The 24,046-nt window shown below is 66.6% G+C and carries 22 protein-coding genes and 1 pseudogene; 13 read left to right on the top strand and 10 right to left on the bottom strand.

The annotated features are described in order from the left end of the window. Positions 1-50 precede the first annotated feature (50 nt). A complete protein-coding gene (locus LGN17_RS15390; RefSeq protein WP_226197557.1) occupies positions 51-875 on the top strand; it encodes an SDR family NAD(P)-dependent oxidoreductase in 825 nt (274 codons plus the stop codon). A gap of 35 nt (positions 876-910) precedes the next feature. Here LGN17_RS15390 and LGN17_RS15385 read toward each other — a convergent pair whose 3' ends face one another. From LGN17_RS15385 to LGN17_RS15370, 4 genes are all read right to left on the bottom strand, one after another. Then, a complete protein-coding gene (locus LGN17_RS15385) occupies positions 911-1,159 on the bottom strand; it encodes a hypothetical protein (protein WP_226197556.1) in 249 nt (82 codons plus the stop codon). A gap of 117 nt (positions 1,160-1,276) precedes the next feature. Continuing rightward, positions 1,277-2,251 carry a threo-3-hydroxy-L-aspartate ammonia-lyase gene (locus LGN17_RS15380; RefSeq protein WP_226197555.1) on the bottom strand — a complete coding sequence of 325 codons (975 nt, stop codon included), beginning with the start codon at positions 2,249-2,251 and terminating at the stop codon, positions 1,277-1,279. Between the two features lie 61 nt (positions 2,252-2,312). Further along, positions 2,313-2,951, bottom strand: coding sequence for a transcriptional regulator (locus tag LGN17_RS15375; protein WP_226197554.1), 639 nt, complete (start codon positions 2,949-2,951; stop codon positions 2,313-2,315). 62 nt (positions 2,952-3,013) lie between these two features. Beyond that, positions 3,014-3,517: a YbaK/prolyl-tRNA synthetase associated domain-containing protein gene (locus LGN17_RS15370; RefSeq protein ID WP_226197553.1), complete on the bottom strand. Its 504-nt coding sequence runs from the start codon at positions 3,515-3,517 to the stop codon at positions 3,014-3,016. Between the two features lie 243 nt (positions 3,518-3,760). On the opposite strand from LGN17_RS15370, the gene LGN17_RS15365 reads away from it, so the two are divergent. The 3 genes from LGN17_RS15365 to LGN17_RS15355 all read left to right on the top strand — a co-directional run bounded on the left by LGN17_RS15365 (position 3,761) and on the right by LGN17_RS15355 (position 6,158). Further along, positions 3,761-4,633, top strand: coding sequence for a hypothetical protein (locus tag LGN17_RS15365; RefSeq protein ID WP_226197552.1), 873 nt, complete (start codon positions 3,761-3,763; stop codon positions 4,631-4,633). 91 nt (positions 4,634-4,724) lie between these two features. Further along, entirely contained in the window at positions 4,725-5,672 is a 948-nt protein-coding gene (locus LGN17_RS15360; protein ID WP_226197551.1) for an alpha/beta hydrolase, read from the top strand. Between the two features lie 120 nt (positions 5,673-5,792). Continuing rightward, positions 5,793-6,158, top strand: a complete 366-nt coding sequence (locus tag LGN17_RS15355; protein WP_226197550.1) for a hypothetical protein — start codon at positions 5,793-5,795, stop codon at positions 6,156-6,158. 28 nt (positions 6,159-6,186) lie between these two features. On the opposite strand, the gene LGN17_RS15350 is transcribed toward LGN17_RS15355, so the two are convergent. After that, positions 6,187-6,903, bottom strand: coding sequence for an EthD domain-containing protein (locus LGN17_RS15350; RefSeq protein ID WP_226197549.1), 717 nt, complete (start codon positions 6,901-6,903; stop codon positions 6,187-6,189). Positions 6,904-6,953: 50 nt separating this feature from the next. Next, positions 6,954-7,466 carry a nuclear transport factor 2 family protein gene (locus LGN17_RS15345; protein WP_226197548.1) on the bottom strand — a complete coding sequence of 171 codons (513 nt, stop codon included), beginning with the start codon at positions 7,464-7,466 and terminating at the stop codon, positions 6,954-6,956. Positions 7,467-7,677: 211 nt separating this feature from the next. Between LGN17_RS15345 and LGN17_RS15340 the strand changes: the two genes are divergently transcribed. From LGN17_RS15340 to LGN17_RS15315, 6 genes are all read left to right on the top strand, one after another. After that, a complete protein-coding gene (locus LGN17_RS15340) occupies positions 7,678-8,178 on the top strand; it encodes a nuclear transport factor 2 family protein (protein WP_226197547.1) in 501 nt (166 codons plus the stop codon). A 50-nt stretch (positions 8,179-8,228) separates the two neighbouring features. Next, the gene (locus LGN17_RS15335; protein ID WP_226197546.1) at positions 8,229-9,095 is read left to right on the top strand and encodes an SDR family NAD(P)-dependent oxidoreductase; all 867 of its coding nucleotides are present in this window, start codon (positions 8,229-8,231) and stop codon (positions 9,093-9,095) included. Between the two features lie 9 nt (positions 9,096-9,104). Beyond that, positions 9,105-9,860, top strand: coding sequence for an SDR family NAD(P)-dependent oxidoreductase (locus tag LGN17_RS15330; protein WP_226197545.1), 756 nt, complete (start codon positions 9,105-9,107; stop codon positions 9,858-9,860). Between the two features lie 114 nt (positions 9,861-9,974). Beyond that, positions 9,975-10,751 carry a glucose 1-dehydrogenase gene (locus LGN17_RS15325; RefSeq protein WP_226197544.1) on the top strand — a complete coding sequence of 259 codons (777 nt, stop codon included), beginning with the start codon at positions 9,975-9,977 and terminating at the stop codon, positions 10,749-10,751. Between the two features lie 526 nt (positions 10,752-11,277). Further along, complete coding sequence (locus tag LGN17_RS15320) at positions 11,278-13,143, top strand: phosphoenolpyruvate carboxykinase (GTP) (protein WP_226197543.1); 1,866 nt, start codon at positions 11,278-11,280, stop codon at positions 13,141-13,143. Positions 13,144-13,505: 362 nt separating this feature from the next. After that, positions 13,506-15,107, top strand: coding sequence for a cellulase (locus LGN17_RS15315; protein ID WP_413227026.1), 1,602 nt, complete (start codon positions 13,506-13,508; stop codon positions 15,105-15,107). 215 nt (positions 15,108-15,322) lie between these two features. On the opposite strand, the pseudogene LGN17_RS15310 reads toward LGN17_RS15315, so the two are convergent. Further along, positions 15,323-15,517, bottom strand: a pseudogene (locus LGN17_RS15310) (nucleoside-diphosphate sugar epimerase); the annotation flags it as partial. A gap of 20 nt (positions 15,518-15,537) precedes the next feature. Further along, complete coding sequence (locus LGN17_RS15305) at positions 15,538-17,202, bottom strand: acid phosphatase (RefSeq protein WP_226197541.1); 1,665 nt, start codon at positions 17,200-17,202, stop codon at positions 15,538-15,540. A gap of 477 nt (positions 17,203-17,679) precedes the next feature. Here LGN17_RS15305 and ftsH point away from each other — a divergent pair, with 477 nt between their 5' ends. Continuing rightward, the gene (gene ftsH, locus LGN17_RS15300) at positions 17,680-19,656 is read left to right on the top strand and encodes an ATP-dependent zinc metalloprotease FtsH (RefSeq protein WP_226197540.1); all 1,977 of its coding nucleotides are present in this window, start codon (positions 17,680-17,682) and stop codon (positions 19,654-19,656) included. Positions 19,657-19,739: 83 nt separating this feature from the next. After that, on the top strand, positions 19,740-20,207 hold the full coding sequence (locus tag LGN17_RS15295) for an OsmC family protein (protein ID WP_175953767.1): 468 nt from the start codon (positions 19,740-19,742) through the stop codon (positions 20,205-20,207). A 7-nt stretch (positions 20,208-20,214) separates the two neighbouring features. On the opposite strand, the gene otsA is transcribed toward LGN17_RS15295, so the two are convergent. After that, positions 20,215-21,621 carry an alpha,alpha-trehalose-phosphate synthase (UDP-forming) gene (gene otsA / locus LGN17_RS15290; protein WP_226197539.1) on the bottom strand — a complete coding sequence of 469 codons (1,407 nt, stop codon included), beginning with the start codon at positions 21,619-21,621 and terminating at the stop codon, positions 20,215-20,217. A gap of 435 nt (positions 21,622-22,056) precedes the next feature. On the opposite strand from otsA, the gene LGN17_RS15285 reads away from it, so the two are divergent. Beyond that, positions 22,057-22,194, top strand: a complete 138-nt coding sequence (locus LGN17_RS15285) for a hypothetical protein (protein WP_226197538.1) — start codon at positions 22,057-22,059, stop codon at positions 22,192-22,194. A gap of 53 nt (positions 22,195-22,247) precedes the next feature. Here LGN17_RS15285 and LGN17_RS15280 read toward each other — a convergent pair whose 3' ends face one another. Further along, positions 22,248-23,867 (bottom strand): methyl-accepting chemotaxis protein, encoded by a 1,620-nt coding sequence (locus LGN17_RS15280; protein WP_226197537.1) that lies wholly within the window; start codon positions 23,865-23,867, stop codon positions 22,248-22,250. Positions 23,868-24,046: the final 179 nt, after the last annotated feature.

The raw sequence follows: 24,046 nt of genomic DNA, 5'->3' as shown, positions 1-24,046 counted from the left end.
ATTCCCGCGTATGCGCATCCCCACCTCGACCCGACAGGACTTTGATTGACATGACGAACTCGATTCGTTTCGACGGCGGCACCGCCGTGATCACCGGCGCGGCCAGCGGCATCGGCAGCGGGCTCGCGCGCCACGCGGCCGGGCTCGGCATGCGCGTCGTGCTGGCCGATCTCGACCCGGCGAAGCTCGACGCATTCGCCGCGACGCTCGACACGGACGTCTTGTGCGTGCCGACCGACGTCAGCCGGCCGGAAGCCGTCGACGCGTTGGCGCAGGCCGCCTGGCAGCGGTTCGGCGGTGTCGACCTGCTGTTCAACAACGCGGGCGTGATGGCGACCGGTTTCACCTGGGAAATCACGCCGGAACGCTTCGAGCGCAGCTTCGCGATCAACGTGCACGGCGTGCTGAACGGGATCCGCAGTTTCGTGCCGCGGATGCTCGAGCGCAACGTGCCGGCGCGGGTCGTGAATACCGCGTCGGTCGGCGGGTTCCTGCCGAGCCCGCTGATGTCGCCTTACTCGGCGACGAAATTCGCGGTGGTCGCGCTGACGGAATCGCTGTACGGAGAACTGAAGATGTTGGGTGCGCCGGTCGGCGTGTCGTTGCTCGCGCCGGGCCCCGTGCAGTCGGGCATCTTCAACGACCCGTTCGGCGCGGCGCACGACCGGCCCGAAGTGCGCGGCTTCGTCGATACGATGCGCGCGATGCTGAACGCGCACGGGCTCACGCCCGACGCGTTCGCCGAGCGCGTGTTCGACGGTATTCGTGAAGGGCGCTACTGGCTGATTCCGCAACCGGAGACGATCGACGGCGCGCTGCAGCGGCGCACCGACGCCATTCTCGCTTCACGCGATCCGTCGCTGCCGTCGTTCTGAGGGCCGGGCGCGGCAGCCGCGCCCGGCGCCCGCCGTCACATGTGCGTGCCGGAATGCGTGCGGCCGCTCGGGTCGCCGCCGCGATCGGGCGGCGTATTGTTCTGATCGATTTTCGCGAGCACGAAGCCGGCGTGCGGCAACGTGGCGGGCGAACGGTGCGTCGCCTGCGCAACGGCGTCGTGCGGCGACGCGGCGGGGAAACCGGATGACGTCACGCCCGGTTGAGCGAACGCCGAAAGGGAAGCAGCCGCCAGGGCGGCGGCGACGATCGCGTGCGATTTCATGGTGGCTCCTTCACGACTGACTACGGGACAACCTAATCAGTCTAGGGCGCGAAACTTAACGCGCCGTGAAGGCGTGATGCGGCGCGCATGACGGAATGTTCATGCGCGCCGCGCCGCTCATGCCGGCGCCGACACCAATGCGCAGAAGTTCTCGAGATCGACGTTGCCGCCGCTGATCACCACGCCCACGCGCTTGCCCTGCAGCGCGTCCTTCATCCGTCGCACCGCGGCGAACGACAGGCAGCCGGTCGGCTCGACCACAATCTTCATACGAGTGGCGAGGAAGCGCATGCAGTCGACCAGTTCCGCATCCGTCGCGGTCAGGATGTCGTCGACGTCGCGCCGGATGATCGGGAACGTCAGGCTGCCGAGGTGCTGCGTCTGCGCGCCGTCGGCGATCGTGTGCGGCGTGTCGATATGCACGATCGCGCCGGACCGGAACGATTGCTGGCCGTCGTTGCCGGCTTCCGGCTCGACGCCGTACAGTGCCGCGTGCGGCGACAGCGCGCGCGTGGCGAGCGCGGTGCCCGACAGCAGCCCGCCGCCGCCGAGCGGCACGAATACCGCATCGAGCGGGCCGACTTCGTCGAACAGTTCCTTGGCCGCCGTGCCCTGGCCGGCGATCACGTCCGGGTGGTCGTAGGGCGGAATCAGCGTGAGTCCGTGCTGCGCGGCGAGATCGCGCCCGATCTGTTCGCGATCCTCGGTGTAGCGGTCGTAGGTCACGACGTTGCCGCCGTAGCCGCGCGTCGCGGCCATCTTCGCGGCCGGCGCATCCTGCGGCATCACGATCGTCGCGGGAATGCCGAGCATGCGCGCGGACAGCGCGATCGCCTGCGCATGGTTGCCGGACGAAAAGGCGACGACGCCGTTGCGGCGCTGCTCCGCGTCGAAACGCGACAGCGCGTTGAACGCGCCGCGGAACTTGAATGCGCCCATGCGCTGCAGGTTCTCGCACTTGAAGAACACTTGCGCGCCGAGCGCTTCGTCGATCGTCCGCGACGTCATCACCGGCGTGCGGTGCGCATGGCCCTCGAGTCGGGCCGCGGCGGCGGCAACGTCGTCGTAGGTGGGGAGAGTCGGAGAGTTCATGGGATGCCCGGTGGTCGTAAGAATCGGTCAGCAGGAAAGCCGCGCGGGTATCGCGCGTGGGTCATTTCGCATCGTTGTAGACGGTCGCGCGCGAGACGCCGAGATGCTGCGACACGATCTCCATCGCGCGGCGCACCTCGAGGAAACCGTCGGCCTTCAGTGTCTGCATCAGCTCGCGGCGCTGGTCGGTCTTCAGTTCGCGCGGCGTCGTCGCGAGGCGCATCGCGAATGCGTCGATGCGTTGCCGGATCGCATCCGCGCCGGCGGGGTCCAGCGTTTCCGCAACCGCTTCGCCGTCGGTGCTGCAGAACTGGTTCAGCATGCCCTGGAAACCGCGGAACAGCGTGACGTCGGCATTCAGGCACAGCGCGGCCACATAGCGGCCGGTCGAATCCTTGATGCCGATCGACGTGCTTTTCGCGGTGCGGCCGTCGGCGAAGCGGTTCGGGTAGTTCGCGAGCACTGGCGGGAAATCTTCGTCCGCGATGCGGGCGAGGCCGAGCTCGGTCGCGGGATCGCCGACTGCGCGCCCCGACAGGTTGTTGTGGATCGCGAGGATCGCGTGCTTCGGCGTGCGCAGGTCGTGAACCACGACCTCGGTGAACGGCGCGAACATCGCGCCGAGCCCTTCGGCAATGCGCTGCACCTGTTCGATCAGCGATGCCTGCTCGGACGGCGCGCGTTTCCGGGTGGGGGTCATGATGGTTTCGCGGTCAGGTTTCGGATCGATGCGACGGCTTCGGGAAAGGGGCAACCGCCGAGTTATTCGCCGTCCGCGGCTTCCGGCCGCGTGATGTCGGCGAGCAGCGGCTGCGCGATCCGCACATAGTCGGCCGCGTCGAGCACGACGGAGCGGTCGAGGCGGCCGGCGTTGAAAGCGATCTCGGTGTTGCGTTCGACCAGGGCGGGATCGACGACGAGCGTCACGCCGGGGGCGAACACGAACGGCGGCACGGCGCCCATCACGCAGCGCGTGACGGCGGCCGCGAGGTCGGGCGACGCGAGTGTTGCCTTGCGGCGGCCGAGCGCATCGGCGACCTTGCGGAAATCGATCTTCAGGTGGCCCGGAATGACCGCGAGCGCGGTGGCGTCGCCGCCATCCTTGAATGCACACAGCATCGCCTTCGCGCCCTGTTCGGGGCGTGTGCCGCGCAGCGCGGCGATCGCGTCGGATTTCCCTTCGGCCGGATGCTCCAGCACACGGAACCGCGCGCCGGACGTGTTCAGCAGATTGCAAAGCGTGTCGAAAACGGAGTAGTCGCTCATGTCGCTCCGGGCAGGTGGGGCCGGGGGATCGCGGCGCGCCGGGGCGGGGGCTTCGGCGAGTCGGTCGATGGAATGTCCAAGTATAGACGTTTTGTCATGGCGCGGTAAAGAGCGGGGCGGGGAGCGACGGTCAGTCGACGTTGCTGCGCAAGTCGTCGACAATGGCGGTCGGCCAAATCCGAGGCCCGGACGAAGCTTGCTTGAAACCGGTTGGAAGATGGATCGACGAGGAATACACGAACAATGTTGACCGACATGCAGGAAAAGCGCCGAGACGATTCATTCTCGGGGCAGCGATATCCAGGCGACAGAAACAGGAAGAAACGTCACTTTTACGGACAGGCGATGCTGGCGCTCATACTGGCATTTGTTGCCAATTGCGCATTTGCCGCGGGCGATGTGAGCGACCTGGACCAGCAAGCTGCGTTGCGTACGCTGATGGGCAACGATCCCGCGCCGGCCGACAGCATCAAGGGCGTCGCGCTGTCGCCATGGGCGCATGGGCCGGCAGCTGCAGGGCCGCTGTGGGTCGTGGCTGCATTGGTCCAGCGCTCGACCGACGACGTCGACGCGGCGCTGTGGACAGGTGTCCTGACCCGCGACGGGCAAGGGTTCCACCTGCTCGCGAGCGATCGAAGCGAGCGCGTCGATACGTCACCGATGTTGTGGAACGCGTTCCTGACCATGGACGTGATCCCCTACCGAATCAGCGCGCAGGAAACCGCGTTTGGCGTTCGGTTCAGCAATAACTACACATCGACCGCGCATAGCGATACGAACGAGATACTGAGCCTGTATCGTTATGCCGATGCTCGCGTGACGCCCATCTTCACCGCGGTGACCGACTGGTCGACCTATGACAAGGACGGGGCGGCGGAATGCGTCGCGGCGAAGGCCGGGAAAGGCAACGATCAGGGCGACGCAGCGCAGGATGCGTGCGATGCGGAAAACACGCAGCAGGTTCATTACGCGCTGTCGTTCAGCCCTCACATGACCAACGGGCATTACGACCTCGTCGTGCGTCCGAAGGGCAAGGCCGCGTCGGGCAAGGCTGCGCGGTTTACCTGGAACGAGAAGACGTATCAGCCGCGTCGATTCGCCGGCGACTGGCACTGAAAGCCGGCTGCGTGTGGGCCCGGTATCGACGGTCTCATGCACATTTGCAGCCGTTGGCTATGGTTTTTCACAGCGAGACCCCTTACAAACCATGCAGACGGAAATCGAAGCGCCGGGCCCCGTCGGCCCGCTGAGAGGCACGCTCTTGTCGCCGGATACCGGCGACGCCCCGGTGGTGCTGATCGTGCCGGGTTCGGGCCCGACCGACAGGAACGGCAACGCGCCGAACTGGATCCAGGCGTTGACCTACCGGTTGCTCGCGGAGGGATTGCGCGATGCAGGCATCGCGTCGGTTCGAATCGACAAGCGCGGCATGTACGGCAGCGCGTCGGCGGTTCCGGATGCCGATGACGTCACGCTCGACGACTACGCGGCCGACGTCCATGCGTGGGTAGCGGCCATCCGGGCGCGGACGGGGGCGCCCCGCGTATGGGTGTTGGGGCATAGCGAGGGCGGGCTGGTGGCAATGCTGGCTGCTCGGCAATCGGCCGACATCGCCGGCCTGATCCTGGTTTCCACGGCGGGGCGCCCGCTCGTGCAAGTACTGCGGCAACAACTGCAATCGAACCCGGCCAATGCGCCGGTTCTGGAAAATGCGCTATCGATCCTCGCATCCCTGGAAGCCGGGAAACGCGTAGACGCGACCCGCATCGATCCAGCACTCATGCCGTTGTTCAGGCCGCAAGTCCAGCGTTTCCTGATGAGCGAACTGAGCGTCGATCCGGCGGCCGTGCTGGCGGATTACACGAAGCCGGTGCTCATCGTGCAGGGCACGCGGGATATCCAGGTTGCCATAGAGGACGCGGAGCTTCTGCAGCGTGCCAATCCACGAGCCGGAATGGCGCTGATCGCCGACGCCAATCACGCCCTCAAGACGGTCCGCACCGCGGATCTGCACGAAAACCTCGCTGCGTACTCGAACCCGGATCTGCCGCTCGCGGATGGCGTGGTGGCTGCGGTTTCAAAGTTTGTGACCGGATCGACCGTGAGTCGGCGCCAGGGTTCGTGCGAATCCGGTTTGTCCGGCGAGGCGGCCTGATACGGCCGGATGACGTCGAACGTCCATTGTCCGTAACGGTGGGTGGATACATGAGTCAACTTCGGGCGGCGGCGGGCCATGGGCGCTCGTTCGGCCGTGGATGAAAGCAGGAGAACGAGCATGACAAACCTGATTCGGTTCCGTATCCGGCCGGTCTTCCACGGCAGCGATCTTCTGGTCGAGATCCTGGATGACCATCGCGCTGCCGATTTTCCGGATGTCGCGGCGATCCTGCGGGATGCCCTGCATGCCGTCAGGGTTCCGCATCCGCACGGCCTCGACGAACCCGCAGTCACCTTGTCTCACGACCAATTTTTCAGCTATTGGACCTATGCACGGGGCGCGTACGAAATAGACGAAGATCTCTGGGGGCTGTTCGTGACCGCGACGCGCGACAATGTTTCGATCGTCGCGGACATCGAACGCGCACTTCTGTCGACAGGAAAGTTCGTCAAGGAAGACGTGGATTTCGGCAAGTTCGCGTGAGCCGACCGCACCACGCGGTCGCCCGAACCTACCCTCGAACCGCCTTCACCACATACTGACTCGTCGGTACCACGTCGATCTTGTCGAAATCGATGAAGCGTCCGCAGCTGTCCATCATCTCCGCCACATTCCGCTGGAATTTCCCGTCATCGCCGACCGCGTCGAAGAACGCATGCGGATCGGTCATCGCCGCGGCCGGAAAGCATTCCTCGACGATCGCGTCGTAGCCGGGCGCCGCATGCGTGAGCGCGCGCACGACGACGTTCTGCACGTACAGGAAATTGTCCTGCGTATCGATCGCGACGCGCGTGTGATGCCCGTGCCACACGTCGAGCCACGCTTCGTGCGTCAGCCGCGGCGGCCGCTTCAGGAACGCGAGCTGAGAAAAGCCCGTCGTGCGCTCGCCGGGCCGCGCCGGAAAGCGCGTATTCGGAATCGGCTGCGACTCGGTGACGAGATACGCGGCCATGTGCGGGACCACCGCGCGCACCGCATCGTCGAACGGCTGGCGGAACATCGCGTTCGCGCTATCGACCCACACCGCGACGATCCCGTCGATGCCCGGGTGCGTGTTGGTCTGCTTCAGGCCGGCGGCCGGCGCGACATCCGCATCGGCGACGTTCACCTGCACGCCGTGCGCGCCGAGCGACAGCAGCGTGTCGGCGAGTTGCGTGCGCACCGCGCGGCTCCACTGATCGGGCGCGGCCTGCGCGTCGCGCCACAACACGTAAATGACTTTCTCCATTGCTTCGGCTCCACGGGGATTGACGGGATCGGCGGCGGTGCCGCCGGGGTTCAGGAAGCGGTGGCGACCGCGCCATGCACACCATCCGCACCCGGCGCAAACCGGTTCGCGGTCAGCGTGAACGACGGCGGGATCGGCGACGTGACGGTTTCGAACAGGCGCTCGTGGCGCGTCGCGTGAATGCGCCAACCGTCATCGCGTTTCACGTACTGGTCGTCGTAAAACGCGGTGCCGTGAAGCAGGTAGTCATCCTCCAGATTGATCGCATGATCCTCGAGAAACCACACGCCGCACGCGTGATCGGCCGACACCAGCGTGAGCTCCGGATGGTGGCCGTGATGCATCGTCAGGAAGGTCGGCTTGCCGATCAGCGCGCGCAGGCTCGACACGAACGCGTCGCGGCCGTCGTACGCATAGCGGCCGCCGTACAGCCGCGCCTCGCAGTCTTCGGTCAGGCAATCGGCGAGCAGCGCCCAGTCGTGCGTGTCGACCGCGCGGAAATACCGGTACTTCAACTGTCGGATCTGCTCGTACTCATGGAGCGTGCGGGTCGTGTCGTCCATCGCCGGGTCTCGTGGTGGTGTCGTTCGATGGTAGGAACGAAGCCGCTTGCATCACATCGTCTGTTCGGACGAACGCCGTTGTCGCACCTGAACGGCGCTGCCGAAACGAATCACGGATTTCATCCGAACGGGTGATGGCCGGTGCATCGCGCGGCGGTAACGTGGCATCGACGCGGCGTTCGAACCGCGCGGCACCGAACAAGGAGACAGGATGACCCTCATCGAATCGCTGGAAGCGCGCGTGCGCCGGCTCGAGGACGCCGACGCGATCCGCCGGCTGAAGGCGCGCTACTTCGCGTGCTGCGACCGCAAGGATCAGCAAGGGATGCGCGATTGCTTCGCGCCGGGCCCCGTGCATATCGACTACGGCCGGATCGGCACGTTCGACACGCGCGACGCGCTCGTCGACGTGTTCGCGCAACTCGGCTGCCATCCGCACATCGTCGAGATGCACCACGGCGTCAATCCCGAGATCGACGTGCTCGACGCGACGCATGCACGCGGCACGTGGGGCCTGCACTACCAGATGATCGACACGAACGCGCGCACGCTCACGCAGCTCGGCGCGTACTACGACGACGCATACCGGAAGGTCGACGGCGAATGGCGGATCGCGGGCACGCGCTGCGTCGTCACGTCGACGCTGTCGGCGCGTTACGAAGGCGATGCGCCCGGCGTGCTGTTCGCCGGCGCGCAGCCGCCGGCCGCCTGACGCGCGCCAGCGCCACGCACGTGGCGCACATTCCACAGGAGACATCGAACATGACACGGAATCACGATGCGCCGGTTGCCGTCGTGACGGGCGCATCGCGCGGCGCGGGCAAGGGCATCGCGCGTGCGCTTGGCGCGGCCGGTATGACCGTCTATGTAACGGGCCGCTCGCAGAACGAAGGCGACGCGCCGCTGCCCGGCACGATTCACGAGACCGCACGCGAGATCGATGCGCTCGGCGGTCGCGGGATCGCGGTGGCCTGCGACCACGCGGACGATGCGCAAGTGAAGGCGCTGTTCGAGCATGTCGAACGCGACAGCGGCCGGCTCGACATTCTCGTCAACAACGCGACTTGCCTGCACGATCAGCTGATCCTGCCGGGCCCGTTCTGGGAGAAGTCGCTCGACCTCGTCAACATCCTCGATGTCGGGCTGCGCTCGGCCTATGTCGCGAGCTGGCACGCGGCGCGGCTGATGGCGCAACGCCGCAGCGGGCTGATCGCGTTCACGTCGTCGTTCGGTGCGAGCTGCTACATGCACGGCGCGGCTTACGGCGCCCAGAAGTCCGGCGTCGACAAGTTCGCGAAGGACATGGCCGTCGACCTGAAGCCGTTCGACGTCGCGGCCGTGTCGATCTGGATGGGTCCGCTGCGCACCGAGCGCACGACGCGCGTGTGGGAAGCACACCCGGATCTGTACAAGGAATTTTCGCTCGTCGCGGAAAGCCCCGAGTTCACGGGCCGCGTGATTCACGCGATTCACGGCGACCCGCAGCGCATGGCGCTGTCGGGGCAGGTGCTCGTCGGCGCGGAAGCCGCGCTGCGGTACGGCATCGCCGATCTCGACGGCAAGCAGCCGCCGTCGTACCGCGAACTGCTCGGCGGGCCCGTGCAGGCGCATCCGGCGATCGTCGCCTGAGGCGCGCGCATGGACATCCTGAAAGGCAAGGTCGCGCTCGTGACGGGCGCGGGGCAGGGCGTCGGCCAGGGCGTCGCGCAGGCGCTCGCGGCGGAAGGCGCGCGGGTCGCGGTGGTCGGTCGTACCCGCGACAAGCTGCTCGCGACCTGCGAGACGATCCGCTCGCGCGGCGGCGTGGCCGAGCCGTTCGTGTGCGACGTGATGGATGCCACGCAGATCGAGCAGTGCGTCGACAGCGTCGTCGCGCGGTTGGGCGGCGTGCAGATCCTGATCAACAACGCGCAGGTCGTGCCGCTCGGCCGCCTGCTCGACGTGACCGACGCGGATTTCCTGGCGGGGCTCGAATCGGGGCCGATCGCGACGCTGCGAATGATGCGCGCGTGCCATCCGTATCTGAAGGGCGACGGTGTGATCGTCAATTTCGCTTCGTCGGCCGCGGTGCGCTGGGATGCGTCCGGCTACGGCGCGTACGCCGCGACCAAGGAGGCGATTCGTGCGCTGACGCGCGCGGCGGCGTGCGAATGGGGCGTGGACGGCATCCGCGTGAACGCGGTCGCGCCGCATGCGTTGTCGCCGGGCCTGAAAGGCTGGATCGACGCCAATCCGCAGGAAGCCGCCGCGTTCTTCCGCACGATTCCGCTCGGCCGCGTCGGCGACTGCGAGCAGGACATCGGGCGCGCGATCGTGTTCCTGGCGAGCCGCGACGCCGCATACCTGACGGGCGCGACGCTGCCGCTCGACGGCGGGCAGGCTTACTGGGGCTGACGGCTGAGGCCGACAAGCGCGCGGCGCTGGCCGCGTGCCAATCATGATCCGGCAAGCACGCTCACGCATGCGCGTAGGTCGCAGCCGGCAAACCGGATTCGAACGGAGGACGACATGGGTCGACTGGAAGGAAAGGTAGCGATCGTCACGGGCGGTGCGCGTGGCATGGGCGCGGCGACGTGCAGGCTGTTCGTCGAAGAGGGCGCGCGCGTCGTGATCGGCGACGTGCTCGACGCGGAAGGCGAAGCGCTCGCGCGCGAGCTCGGCGACGCGGCGCGCTTCATGCGGCTCGACGTCGCCGACGAAGCGAGCTGGGTGCGCGTGACCGAAGCGACGATGGCGCAGTTCGGCCGTATCGACGTACTGGTCAACAATGCAGCCGTGCTGACGTTCGGCGGCATCACCGAACTGTCGAAACGCGATTTCGAGCGCGCGGTGTCGATCAACCTCGTCGGGACGTTCGTCGGAATCCGAACCATCGCGCCGCGCATGATCGCGCGGAAGAGCGGGTCGATCGTCAACATCTCGTCGGTGGACGGGCTGCGCGGCGTGAACGCACTGGCCGCGTACGTGTCGAGCAAGTGGGGTGTGCGCGGGCTGACGAAGGTCGCGGCGCTCGAACTCGGCCATCAGGGCGTGCGCGTGAATTCGATTCATCCGGGCGGCGTGAACACCGCGATGTCGAACCCGACCGGCGCGCCGCTCGAGGACATCAACAAGCACTATGCGAACGTGCCGCTGCAGCGCGTCGGCCTGCCCGACGAAATCGCGCGTGCGACGCTGTTCCTCGCGAGCGACGAAGCGTCGTACTGCAACGGCGCCGAGCTGGCCGTCGACGGCGGGATGGCGGCAGGCGCGTATTACCCCGGATTGCCCGGCGCGCCGTTTTGAGCAGGGGTGCCTGCCGAGCCTTCACGTCAGATGTTTGTGTACGCAACCTAATTCAGGGTTTGCCTGAGTAGCGAAAACGTGAATTCGCACGGCCCATGTTCGCGTTGGCCTCGCGCGGGAGCGGCGCGCCAGATTTGCCGCTCCCGCGAAACCGTTGGCGGGCGGCCGTCCTGGCCGTTTCGTCCCCAAAGCGCGCGCAATGGCGCTGCAAAAAAGAACGCACAGGCAACCGGCGTGCCCGCTCGCCGGCAGAGTTGTTTCTTGTTGCAACGCAACGTCTGCCGAATAACGGCGATGGTATGCTGGCCGTCATGACGTTGTACGGCAGGTTGCTTGTATGGCGAAACTCGCGTTCGCAATTACTAAAGAGACATCACCTTCTCTCGCATGCATCGCGGTATCGACGCGCGCTCCGCTCGCGCGTCCCGTCCTGCGCGCCGCCGCACCCTGCGCTCCAATCGCATCCCCCATCTCGCGGGCTCGCCCCGCAACCCCCATCCCCGCCCAATAATCTGGAGACATCCTCATGTCGCAAAACTCTTTGGCCGCAGCCACGCACGGCCCGCTCGTCGCTCCGCCGGCTTTCGTCAAACATCGCAAGCTGATCGACTGGGTGTCGCGCATCGCGGCGCTGACCGAGCCCGAGCGCGTCGTGTGGTGTGACGGTTCGCAGGAAGAAAACGACGCGCTGTGCCAGGCGATGGTCGACCAGGGCACGCTCACGCGCCTGAACCCGGCGAAGCGCCCGAACTCGTATCTCGCGCAATCCGATCCGTCCGACGTCGCGCGCGTCGAGGATCGCACGTTCATCTGCGCGGCATCGCGCGACGACGTCGGCCCGACCAACAACTGGATCGAACCCGCCGAAATGCGCGAGACGCTCAGCGGCCTGTTCCGCGGCTCGATGCGTGGCCGCACGTTGTACGTCGTGCCGTTTTCGATGGGCCCGCTCGGCTCGCCGATCGCGCACATCGGTGTCGAACTGTCCGACAGCCCGTACGTCGTCGTGAACATGCGGATCATGACGCGCATGGGCCGTGAGGTGTACGACGTGCTGGGCGAGGACGGCGAGTTCGTGCCGTGCGTGCACAGCGTCGGCCATCCGCTCGAAGCCGGCCAGCAGGACGTGCCGTGGCCGTGCAACCCGGTCAAGTACATCGTGCATTTCCCCGAAACGCGCGAGATCTGGAGCTTCGGCTCGGGCTACGGCGGCAACGCGCTGCTCGGCAAGAAGTGTTTCGCGCTGCGTATCGCGTCGACGATGGGCCGCGACCAGGGCTGGCTTGCCGAACACATGCTGATCCTCGGCGTGACGTCGCCGGCGGGCAAGAAATATCACGTCGCGGCCGCGTTCCCGTCCGCGTGCGGCAAGACCAACTTCGCGATGCTGATTCCGCCGCGGGGCTTCAACGGCTGGACGGTCACGACGATCGGCGACGACATCGCGTGGCTGAAGCCGGGCCGCGACGGCCGGCTGTATGCGATCAACCCGGAAGCCGGTTTCTTCGGCGTCGCACCGGGCACCGGCGTGAAGACCAACCCGAACGCGATTTCGACACTCACCGAAAACGTGATCTTCACGAACGTCGCGCTGACGGAAGACGGCGACGTGTGGTGGGAAGGGCTGACCGACACGCCGCCCGCGAAGCTGACCGACTGGCAGGGCAACCCGTGGACGCCGGAAATCGGCAAGGAAACGGGCCGCAAGGCGGCGCATCCGAATTCGCGCTTCACGGCGCCGGCCGCGCAGTGCCCGTCGATCGACGCTGACTGGGAGAACCCGGCCGGCGTGCCGATCGACGCGTTCATCTTCGGCGGCCGCCGTTCGACGACCGTGCCGCTGGTGACCGAGGCGCGCGACTGGGTCGAAGGCGTGTACATGGCCGCGACGATGGGCTCGGAGACGACCGCCGCGGCGGTCGGTCAACAGGGCATCGTGCGTCGCGATCCGTTCGCGATGCTGCCGTTCTGCGGCTACAACGTCAGCGATTATTTCGCGCACTGGCTCAAACTCGGCAAGCAGCTCGAAGGCGCGGGCGCGAAACTGCCGAAGATCTACTGCGTGAACTGGTTCCGCAAGGATGCGAACGGCAAGTTCGTGTGGCCGGGCTTCGGCGAGAACATGCGCGTGCTGAAGTGGATGCTCGACCGCCTCGAAGGCACGGGTGGCGGCGGCGAGCATGCGTTCGGCGTGTCGCCGGCGTATGAGGACCTGCACTGGGACGGCCTCGATTTCACGCGCGAGCAGTTCGAGGCGGTGACGTCGATGAACGCCGACGAATGGCGCGAGGAGCTGAAGCTTCATGCGGCGCTGTTCGATATGCTGAAGCTACGCCTGCCGGCCGAAATGACCGACACGATGAAGAAGATCGAGCAGCGCATCGGCGCCTGACGGTTCGCATCGACGTCGTACCCTGACGTCCCGCCGCCGGCATGCATCGCCGGCGGCGGGACGTTTTTGCATTTCGGCGTCGCACGATGTGCGCTTCAGTGGCCTGCCGCGACGAGCGTCGCGGCATCGGCAACATCCGTCAGATGGATGAGTTCGATAGCGCACGGTTGTGCGCTGACAGGTTCGGGAAAATCGAAACGGGTTGTGCTCGTAGAGTAGCCGGCCAGTCTTGTCGAACCGCAAGCGATACCAGGCCGTGGACGCGCGGGCAGGGGCGGCTATCGTATCGGGCAACGTATTCCTGCCCGTGAGTTCGGCTGCGAGGTTGCCGGCACCTTGATACAAACTGAGAGGGTGCCTCGATGATTTCCAGAATAATGAAATGGCTGTCACGTGCTGCTGCCGGTGCGCAGTCGTCCGCTCGGGCCGGCTTGGGGTGTGCCGCGTTCATTGCGGCGCTGCTGGCGGGGCAACCCGCAATCGGCCAGACCAACACACCCGTGCCCGGCATCAACCTGGGCAGCGAAATCAACGACATCATCAACCGCAACGCCAGCGACCCCACGCAAGCCATCAACAACTATATGGCCGGCCTCGCGGCGACGAATGCGCGCTGGGTCCGGATCGATATCAACTGGGCGCGCATTCAACCGTTGCAAACGACGATCGATGTCAACGATCCCAACCCAGGGGCCAGCAGCGGATTGAGTTGGGGCGTGACGGATACGGTCATCCGGGCGGCCCGCAACAATGGCCTGCGCGTGCTGGGCCTGGTTTTACTGACGCCGCCGTGGGCTGCCAGTTCGAAGTGTTCGAGCAGCTATCAGCAAGCGAACGGGGTTCCATCCTGGCTGTGCGCACCGGATCCGACGTTCTATACCAATTTTGCGCGGGCAGCGGCCAGGCATTACGGCAGCGACAGTTACGGCGGCGAGGTCGATGCGTGGGAAATCTGGAACGAGCCGAACTGCGGCACCGATTTCATGCCCCACGATCCGGTGCTGTATACGCAGATCCTGAAGAGCGCCTACCCGGCGATCAAGCAGGCGAATCCGGGCGCCTACGTGTATGCGGGCGGCAGCGCGGCCTGCACGACTTATCCGAACAACACGAGCGGCGCGCTGCCGTCGAATGGTGTGGCGGGGCTCGTCAATTCGACCGATCCGAGTTATCCCGCGCCGACGCAGTGGGATCCGCGCGACTGGCTGGCCGTGATGTACGCGAGCGGTGCGAAGGGATACTTCGATGCACTTGCGCATCACCCGTACTGCTATTCCGACGACTGGCAATCGGCGCCTGACCAATGCCCGAGCACGACGCTCAACACCACGTATCCGCAATACTCGAATGCGTTCAGCATGATGTGGCATACCTTCACGTCGCCGTCGTATGCGTGGCCGTCGAGCAGCGGCGATACGTTCTCGAGCTACACCGGCACGAGCCTGCGCGATCAGATGAATGCGGCGGGCGACGGCGCAAAGGCCATCGCGCTCACCGAGTTCGGTGCGCCCACAACCGGTACGGACGGTGCGACCAACTTTACCGGTCAACTGGGCGGCTCATCGACGCAATATACGAATGCCAATTTCCGGACCATGCAGAATGCGCCATTTCTGACGCAGGTGAACCAGGCGCGCGAATACCGGGCGCTGATGGCATGGATCGCGCAGCAACCGAAGGGCGCATACGGTCCGGTGTATGTGTACTGCTATTCGGACATGGCATTGTCGTTGCCGAACAGCACGAACATCTACGAGCCGTATTTCGGCATCGTCACGCTCGGCTTGACGACCGGTTCGTCGGGTACCCCCGGTGCAGCGAAGATAGCCGGCACGCCTCAGGCGAAGTCGAGCCAGTACTATCCCGCGTGGCCGGATTTCGGTGTCAATGCACGCGCCGCGGCGGCGGGCACCGCGGGTTATGCGCCGATCGGTCCGGGATGGTTCAACGCGCTGGGCAAGTAAATGTATTGAAACCGACTGCGAGGCCTCGCTCATCTGCATCGGCCGGCACCGGTGGAACCCTGCCGACGCACAGCGTGACCGACGCCCATGATGGAGCCGAAGGCATAGACATGGTCGCGACGACAGATGCCGATGCGTTCGTCAACGTCCCGCCGCCGGCATGCATCGCCGGCGGCGGGACGTTTTTGCATCCGCCGCGCACGCGCGCCGTTCGCTCATTGCGCGCGGCAATGAGCGACGACTTCGTCCATCGCGCGCTGCATGTCGCCGCGCCGGTAGCACAGCAGCGCGCTGTCGGCCGGATCGGGCTCGTACGACATGACGTTGCCGCGCCCCGTGTAGATCGCGAGGTCGGGCAGCAGCGGATGCTCCTGGTCGAGCGACGGCACGTCCTGCGGATTGCCGGCCGAGCAATCCGGCCGGCCTGCCATCAGCCGAGATCGAGCGCATTCGTCAGATCACCCGGCGGCGTCGCGCCGCGCGCGGCGAACGCCTGGTTGCGCGCGACCACCCCGTCGAGCGGCGCGAGCCCGTGCACGCGGCTGATGAAGCGCAGGATCGAGTTCGTGTCGTACAGCGTGTGATCGACGAAACCCTTCTTCGCGAACGGCGAGATCACGAGCGCCGGAATCCGCGAGCCCGGCCCCCAGCGGTCGCCGACCGGCGGCGCGACGTGATCCCACCAGCCGCCGTTCTCGTCGTGCGTCATCACGATCACGGTGTTGTCCCATTGCGGCCCGCGCCGGATATGGTCGATCACGGTCGCGATGTGACGGTCGCCGGATTCGATGTCCGCGTAGCCTGCATGCATGTTCAGGTTGCCCTGCGGCTTGTAGAACGTGACGGCCGGCAGGCGGCCTGCGTCGATGTCGGCGATGAAGTGGTTGGTCGACGGCTCGTCGCCGAGCCCGGCGTCGCGCAGGTGCTTGCTGCGCGCGTCGGTGCCGGGCGCGTAGTTCGCGAAATAGTTGAACGGCTGGTGGTGGTACTGGAAATCGGGCACGTTGCCGGTGTCGCGATGTTCGAGCGCGTACTGCCACGCGCCGCTGTACCACGCCCAATCGACGTTCTTTTCCGACAGGCGGTCACCGATCGTCGCATGGCCCTGCGGCGGCATCACGCGATGATCGGCCGGATCCGCATACGCGGCATTGCCCGGGTCGGCCGGCGGCACATAGCTCGGCTGGTACGGCGGCGCCATCGTGTTCACGCCATAGCCGTCGGGCGTCAGCGGGCCGTCGCCCGCGAACTTGGGCGGGCCGTCGAGCGCGGACGCCGGCGAATCGTCGGCGAGCTTCAGGCGCGTGCCGGCCGGATCGTCGCCTTCGACTTTCGACAGCAGCTTGGCTGCGTGCGGATGCTTGTGCGCGTCCGGATACAGCGGCGGCTGCGCGGAAATCAGGTACATGTGGTTCAGCCACGACCCGCCGAAAGCGGCCATGAAGAAGTTGTCGCACAGCGTGTATTGCCGTGCGAGATTCCACAGCCGCAGCGTGTCGGCCGAATTGCGGTAGTGGCCCATCACCAGGCCGCCCGAATCGGCCCACGCGGCGAACTGGTTGTTGCGGCCGCCCGCGATCTGCATCTGGTTCTGGTAGAAGCGGTGCCACAGGTCGCGCGTGATCACGCCGTTCGGCAGCGCCTTGCCCTGTGCGTCCGAAATCAGGAACGGCGCGTTCGGCAGCTTGTCGATGTCGCGCTCGGCGATCGCGTAGCGCTTGCCGTCCACTTCCTGCGCCTGCGGCACGAGCCCGCCCCAGATCTTCGGCAGCACGGGCAGCGGCGTCTTGCCGTCGCGATCGAGCTGCTGCGCGTGCTCGGGGCGCACCTCGCTCAGCGGATGGCGCACGCCCGGGAAATCGCCGTACAGGTTCGCGAAGCTGCGATTTTCCGCATAGATCACGACGATGTGGCGCACGCGCTGGCGCAACGCTTCGTCGATGCGCAGGTCGGCGGCGGAGCGCGGCGCGCTGCCTGCCGTGGTTTCGCAGCCGCTGAGCGCGACACCCGCGCCGAGCGCGGCGAGGCCGCCGAGCAGGCGGCGGCGGTCGGGATCGGCGGGAAGGTCGTCGGGGCGATCGGGGGTGTCGTTCACGTCGTGGGTTCCTCGAATGGGCGGGTGGACGGGGGCGTGATGCGCGGCGGCGTCGCACAGGCTGCCGCGCCGCGGGATGGAAGGCAACAGCCCGCGTTGCGGATGGGCAGGTGCGATGCATTTGTCACAAAAATGTCATGAGCGCGACTATAACGCGGCAACGGGGGCAGATGAAAGGTGTTGGTCGGACGATTCGAGCCGCGCCGCGGGCGATGCGCGACGCCTGCGCGCGAGCTAGACTTGATTCAGGGGCGGCGCGTCGCAGCGTGCCGCCCGGGCGAGGATTGCCCGGCGGCGCCGGCCCAAGGCGTCGTCGCGGCGCCATTGATGCGACGAACGAGGCGATGAAGCGAGGCGACGATGGCCCGCATGAATGCCGCTTCCGCATGGCCGCCGATGCCGCGCGCCGGCTGCGCGCGTGTCCGCCGTCCGCCGTGCCGCGCCGCCTAGCGTAGCGCGCACGTCCGGCCCGATGCCATGGACAGGAAATTCGACTACCCGGGATTGCTGATCGCGGCGGGCTTCTTCGTGCTGTTCGCCGCGCAGTTGCTGATGCTGCATCCGTCGTCGGCGTCGATCGCGTACAGCGATTTCCACCGGCTCGTCGCCGCACGGCTCGTCGACGATCTCGAAGTCGGCCCGGCATCGATCACGGGCACGCTGAAGATGCCGCAGGCTGGCACGATGCTGCCGGCGTCCGAAGTCGCGGCCGTGCAGCAGGCTGGCGCGCCGTGGCGCTTCACGACCAACCGCGTGACCGACGAGCACCTGACCGACACGCTGACCGCCGCCGGCATCCGCTATCACGGCGCACCGGACACGAGCTGGATCGCGTCGCTTGCGTCGTGGCTGCTGCCGCTCGTGCTGTTCGTGTTCATCTGGAACATGATGCTGCGCAAGCGCGGCGGGCTGCAGGATTTCACCGGGATGGGCAAGAGCCGCGCGCGGGTGTACGTGCAGCAGGAAACCGGCATCACGTTCGACGATATCGCGGGCATCGACGAAGCGAAGGCCGAGCTGCAGCAACTCGTCGCATTCCTGCGCAACCCCGACCGTTACCAGCGGCTCGGCGGCAAGATCCCGAAGGGCGTGCTGGTGGTCGGCGCGCCGGGCACCGGCAAGACGCTGCTCGCGCGTGCGGTGGCCGGCGAGGCGGCCGTGCCGTTTTTCTCGATCAGCGGCTCGGCGTTCGTCGAGATGTTCGTCGGGGTCGGCGCGGCCCGCGTGCGCGACCTGTTCGAGCAGGCGCAGCAGAAGGCGCCGTGCATCGTGTTCGTCGACGAGCTCGATGCGCTCGGCAAGGTGCGCGGCGTGGGGCCGATGTCGGGCAACGACGAACGCGAGCAGACGCTCAATCAGTTGCTCGTCGAGATGGACGGCTTCCAGGCCGGCTCCGGCGTGATCATCATGGCCGCGACCAACCGGCCCGAGATCCTCGATCCGGCGCTGCTGCGGCCCGGGCGCTTCGATCGCCACATCGCGATCGACCGGCCCGACGTGAACGGCCGGCGGCAGATCCTCGGCGTGCACGTGAAGCGCGTGAAGCTCGCGGCCGACGTCGATCTCGGCGAACTCGCGTCGCGCACGCCGGGCTTCGTCGGCGCGGATCTCGCGAACGTCGTCAACGAGGCCGCGCTGCATGCGGCCGAACTCGGCAAGCCGGCGATCGGCATGGCCGACTTCGACGAGGCGATCGACCGCGCGCTGACGGGCCTCGAGCGCAAGAGCCGCGTGATGAACGCACAGGAGAAGCTGACCATCGCGTATCACGAGGCCGGTCACGCGCTCGTCGCGGAAAGCCGCACGCATTGCGATCCGGTGAAGAAAGTGTCGATCATTCCGCGCGGCGTCGCGGCGCTTGGCTATACGCAGCAGGTGCCGACCGAGGATCGCTACGTGTTGCGCCGAAGCGAGCTGCTCGACCGGATCGACGCCCTGCTCGGCGGCCGCGTTGCCGAAGAACTCGTGTTCGGCGACGTGTCGACGGGCGCGCAGAACGATCTCGAACGCGCGACCGCGATGGCGCGTCACATGGTCATGCAGTACGGGATGAGCGAGAAGATCGGGCTCGCGACGTTCGACGATGGCGAAGCGCGCCAGGGCATACCAGGCGCATGGCATGCGGGCGACATGCGCTGCAGCGAGCACACCGCGCGCATGATCGACGACGAGGTGCGCACGCTGCTGACCGATGCGCATGCGCGGGTTGCGACGACGCTCGGCGAACGCCGCGATGCACTCGAACGCATCGCACGCCGGCTGCTGCAATGCGAGGTGCTCGAACGCGACGCGCTGCAGGCGCTGATCGACGGGCGCGTCGATCCACCGTCCGCAACGACGGCAGCGCCGGACGACGAAGCCGGCGCACGCGGCGGCGCGATCGAAACGGAGCATGCGTCCGCGGTCGAGCGCGATTTCGTCGCGTACGGGCCGCCACGCGAACCCGATCGCTGAAGGTGCCGCGAACCCGCGCGCGGCGCGCGTCGCAGCGACTGCGCGCCGGCATTCCTTTCCCCGTTGATCTCCACGGAGTCGCCATGAGCGAGGCGCACGTATCGGTCGATGTCGCGCAGCAGGCGCGTTTCTGTTTCGAAGTGGCTTTTGCCGGCACGACGCTGGCGCCGGTGCTGACCGACGAGCCGCCGCCGCTCGGCGACGGACGCGGGCCGAACCCGATCCGGTTATTGGCCGCGGCCGTCGCGACCTGCCTCGCGGCGAGCCTGCTGTTCGCGCTGGAAAAGCAGCGTGTCGATCCGCAGCCGATTGCCGCGCATATCGACGTCGACATGGTGCAGAACGAAGCAGGCAGGGTGCGGGTGGGCGCGATGTCGGTACGACTGTCGATCGGCAAGACGTGGGCCGATCTCGCGGCAGCGACGCGCGTGCTCGATCAGTTCGATGCGTACTGCGTACTGACGGCGAGCCTGCGCGAAGGCATTCCGGTTTCGGTCGACCTGTGCGACGTGAACGGCGCGGCGCTCGAATACGTGGCGACGGACGCGTGAGCGCGCGTCAGGATGGGGTTGCGGCCGCGACTTCGGCCGCTTCGGCGAGCGCGTCGAGAAAGCGCGTGCGCCACCAGTGCACGTCGGTCTTGCGCACGAGCGCCATCAACGCCGCGTGACGCTGGCGGCGTTCCTCGAGCGGCATCGCGAGCGCGCGCTGGATCGCCTGCGCGGTGCCTTGCGTGTCGTACGGATTGACGAGCAGCGCCGACTTCAACTGCTCGGCCGCGCCGGCGAAACGCGACAGCACGAGCACGCCCGGGTCGGCTGCGTCCTGCGCGGCGAGAAATTCCTTCGCGACGAGGTTCATCCCGTCGCGCAGCGGCGTGACGAGTGCGACGCGGCTTGCGCGATAGAGGCCGGGCAGGCGCTTGCGCGCGACGGTGCGGTGAATGTAGCGCATCGGCATCCACTCGAGTTCGCCGTAGTCGCCGTTGATCGCGCCGCACAGGCTGTCCATCTCGCGCCGCAGGTCGTCGTACGCGCCGAGATCCTCGCGGCTCGGCGCGGCGATCTGGATCAGCGTCGCGCGGTTGCGGTTCTCCGGATACTGCTCGAGCAACTGGCGGAACGCATGCACGCGCTGCGGCAGCCCCTTCGTGTAGTCGAGCCGGTCGACGCCGACCAGCAACTGGCGGCGCGAATACTCGTCGCGCATCCGCGCGAACATGTCGAGCCCGTCGCGATCGCGCGCGAGCGATTCGAACTCGTCGACATTGATGCCGATCGGGAACGCGCCGGCCGACAGCGTGCGGCCGAACGCGCGCAGGCGGCCGTCCGGCAGCCGTGCGGCGCCGGCTTCCGCTTCGACGTAATGCTCGAAGTGGAGCAGATCCGACTCGGTCTGGAAGCCGACGAGATCGTACGCGAACAGCGAGCGCATCAGCCATTCGTGTTCCGGGATCGCGGCCATGATCGGCGGCGGCGGCATCGGGATGTGCAGGAAGAAACCGATCGGATTCGTGCAGCCCATCGCGCGCAATTCGGCGGCGAGCGGAATCAGCTGGTAGTCGTGGACCCAGATGGTGTCGTCGGGCCGCAGCAGCGTGCGCAGCTTGCGCGCGAACAGCTGGTTGACGCGCCGGTAGCCGTCGGCGAAGCGGCGGTCGAACTGCGCGAGATCGAGCCGGTAGTGAAACACCGGCCACAGCACGTTGTTCGAATAACCGAGGTAGTACGCGTCGTAATCCTGCGGGTCGAGATCGATCGTCGCGAGCTGGATGCCGCCGACGTTCTGGATCTGCACCTCGTCGCCATGCGTAGGCTGATCGTCGCCGCCGCGTAGCCTCCCGCTCCAGCCGAACCAGACGCCGCCGGATTCCTGCAGGCTGTCTTTCACGGCGACGGCGAGCCCGCCGGCCGCGGCTTTACGAGGATCTGCAATGCGATTGGATACGACGACGAGTCGGCTCACTAGCTCTCCTGACGATTGTTGGGGGAAAGGTTCGTGCGGCCGTGGCGCGAGAAACAGACGCCGCCATCGACGCGCGATGTGCGCAACGAGGGGGCCGCAATGCGATCGGACGGGAGCCAGGGTACGCGATTCGCCGTCCGACCGGGGAGTGCTTTTTTTAGCATACTCGTCATTCGTGCGTTTTAAAAGTCTGCCTCGGCGAGCGATGTGCGGGCGAATGCAGCGCGATCTCCATGTCGCCGGTGTGGCAACGCACGATACACGGGCGGGATCGAAACTTGCGCAACGCTGCACGCGCAGCGTGCGCCATGCGAGGCGCAACAGGGCGCATTACGCGCGATCGTGCGTGGCGACGTGCAGGTCAGGTCGCGCGTACGACGCCGCGCCGGTCGATGGAAACGATCGTCGACGCTGCGGTTCCACCGAGCTAAACGTATGCGTGCCGCGAGCGCGGGACGCGGATCGGCGAAGCGCGACGTCGTGCACGTGAACCCGCTGCGCCAGACGATGACGATGCGCAGCAGCCCCGCATGCCGCGTGCGGCCGCGCATCGCGCGGCGCGCACAAGCGTGACGCAGGCAGTGCGGCGGCACGGCGTGCGCATCGTCGCCTCGTTGCGGTATCGATTACGCGGTGGCCGGTTGCCAGTGATGCGCGGCGGGCGCTTGCGCGTACGCGCCCGGCGACGTCACGTGCGTGCCGGACGGCATCCGGAACGCCGCAACCGTTTCGGACAGCTCGCGGCCTTGCGCCTCGAGCGACTTCGATGCGGCTGCGGCCTGCTCGACGAGCGCCGCGTTCTGCTGCGTCGTCTCGTCCATCTGCGTGATCGTCAGGTTCACCTGGTCGATGCCGCGGCTCTGCTCGGCCGACGCGGCCGCGATCTCGCCCATGATGTCCGTCACGCGCGCAACGGCCTGCGTGACGTCGGACATCGTCTTGCCGGCTTCGCCCGCGAGTTCGGAACCGTCGCGGATCGTCTGCACCGACGCGGAGATCAGTTCCTTGATCTCCTTCGCCGCCGTGGACGAACGTTGCGCGAGGCTGCGCACCTCGCTCGCGACGACCGCGAAACCGCGCCCCTGTTCGCCGGCGCGCGCGGCTTCGACGGCCGCGTTCAGCGCGAGGATGTTGGTCTGGAACGCAATGCCTTCGATGATGCCGGTGATGTCGGCGATCTTCGACGAGCTGTGGCCGATCTCCGTCATCGTCTCGACCACGCGGCCGACCACCGAACTGCCGCGCTGCGCGACGTCCGATGCGTTCGCGGCGAGCGAGCTGGCCTGTTGCGCGTTCTCCGCGTTCAATCGCACCGTCGACGTGAATTCCTCCATCGTCGCGGCGGTTTCCTGCAGCGATGCGGCCTGTTCCTCGGTGCGCTGGCTCAGGTCGAGGTTGCCCGATGCGATCTCGCCGACCGCATGCGCGATGCTGTTTGACGAATCGCGCACGCGGCCGACGATGCCGATCAATCGTTCGTTCATCGTTCGCAACGCTTCGAGCAGATCGCGCGTCTCGTCGTTGCCGCTCACGTCGATGCGGCTGCCGAGATCGCCGTTCGCGACCGTGCGTGCGACGTCCACGGCCGAGCCGATCGGCACCGTGATCTTGCGCGTCAGCCACAGGCCGCCGCATACCGCAACCGCGACGGCGATCAGGCAGATCCCGGCCAGCAGGTTGCGCTCCATCGCATAGCGATCCGCGAATTGCTGCGCGATCGCGAGTTCGCGTTCATGCGTATAGGTCGCGTAGGCATCGGTTGCGCGCACCAGTTGCGCGAGCAGTGGCCGGCAGTTGTCGTCGATGTCGGCGATCGCCTCGTCTTTCTTGCCGGCCTGCGCGAGCCCGACGATACGCAGTGCGACGGGCCCGTAGCTGCCTTCGATGCGCGCGATGTCGGCCACCAGTTCGCGCGCGCGGTCGGAGGTGTCGGTCGCGTTCGCCATCATGTCCTTGAGCTTCGCGAGATGGTCCTGCACGTCCTTGTGCGACTGGTTCACCTCGGCCAGTTCGAGCTCGAGGTCGGACGGTTTGGTCACCAGTACGAGGTTGCGCGCGGCGATCGCGCGCCGGTCGACGGCGGTGCGGATTTGCGCGGAAAGGGTCGCCCGCGCATTGATGCCGTTCATGTAGCGGGAAAACTCGGCGTTCGTATCGGATAGCGCCTTGAGTGCCATGCCCGACACGATCACGACGACCGCGGCGAGCAGGCCGAAGCCGCCAAGGAGTTTTGTTTTGATGCTCATTCTGGCGATTTTCACAGTGTGCCTCTGTGCGTGTGGTTGGCGAATTGAAATTATTGTTCGACCAGATACGGGCTCGTGCCGGCATTAACGGGTATATCGGATGATTCTTTACCCTTCGAAAACCCTGATATTAGTTTTTTTATCGCTGGAACCGTTGTCAGGCGGGCGCTTTTGATTTT

This window comes from Burkholderia sp. AU30280, assembly GCF_020420125.1.
Lineage (GTDB): Bacteria > Pseudomonadota > Gammaproteobacteria > Burkholderiales > Burkholderiaceae > Burkholderia.
The sequence above is the reverse complement of the archived record's forward strand: the minus strand, read 5'-3'. Positions and strand labels throughout refer to the sequence as shown.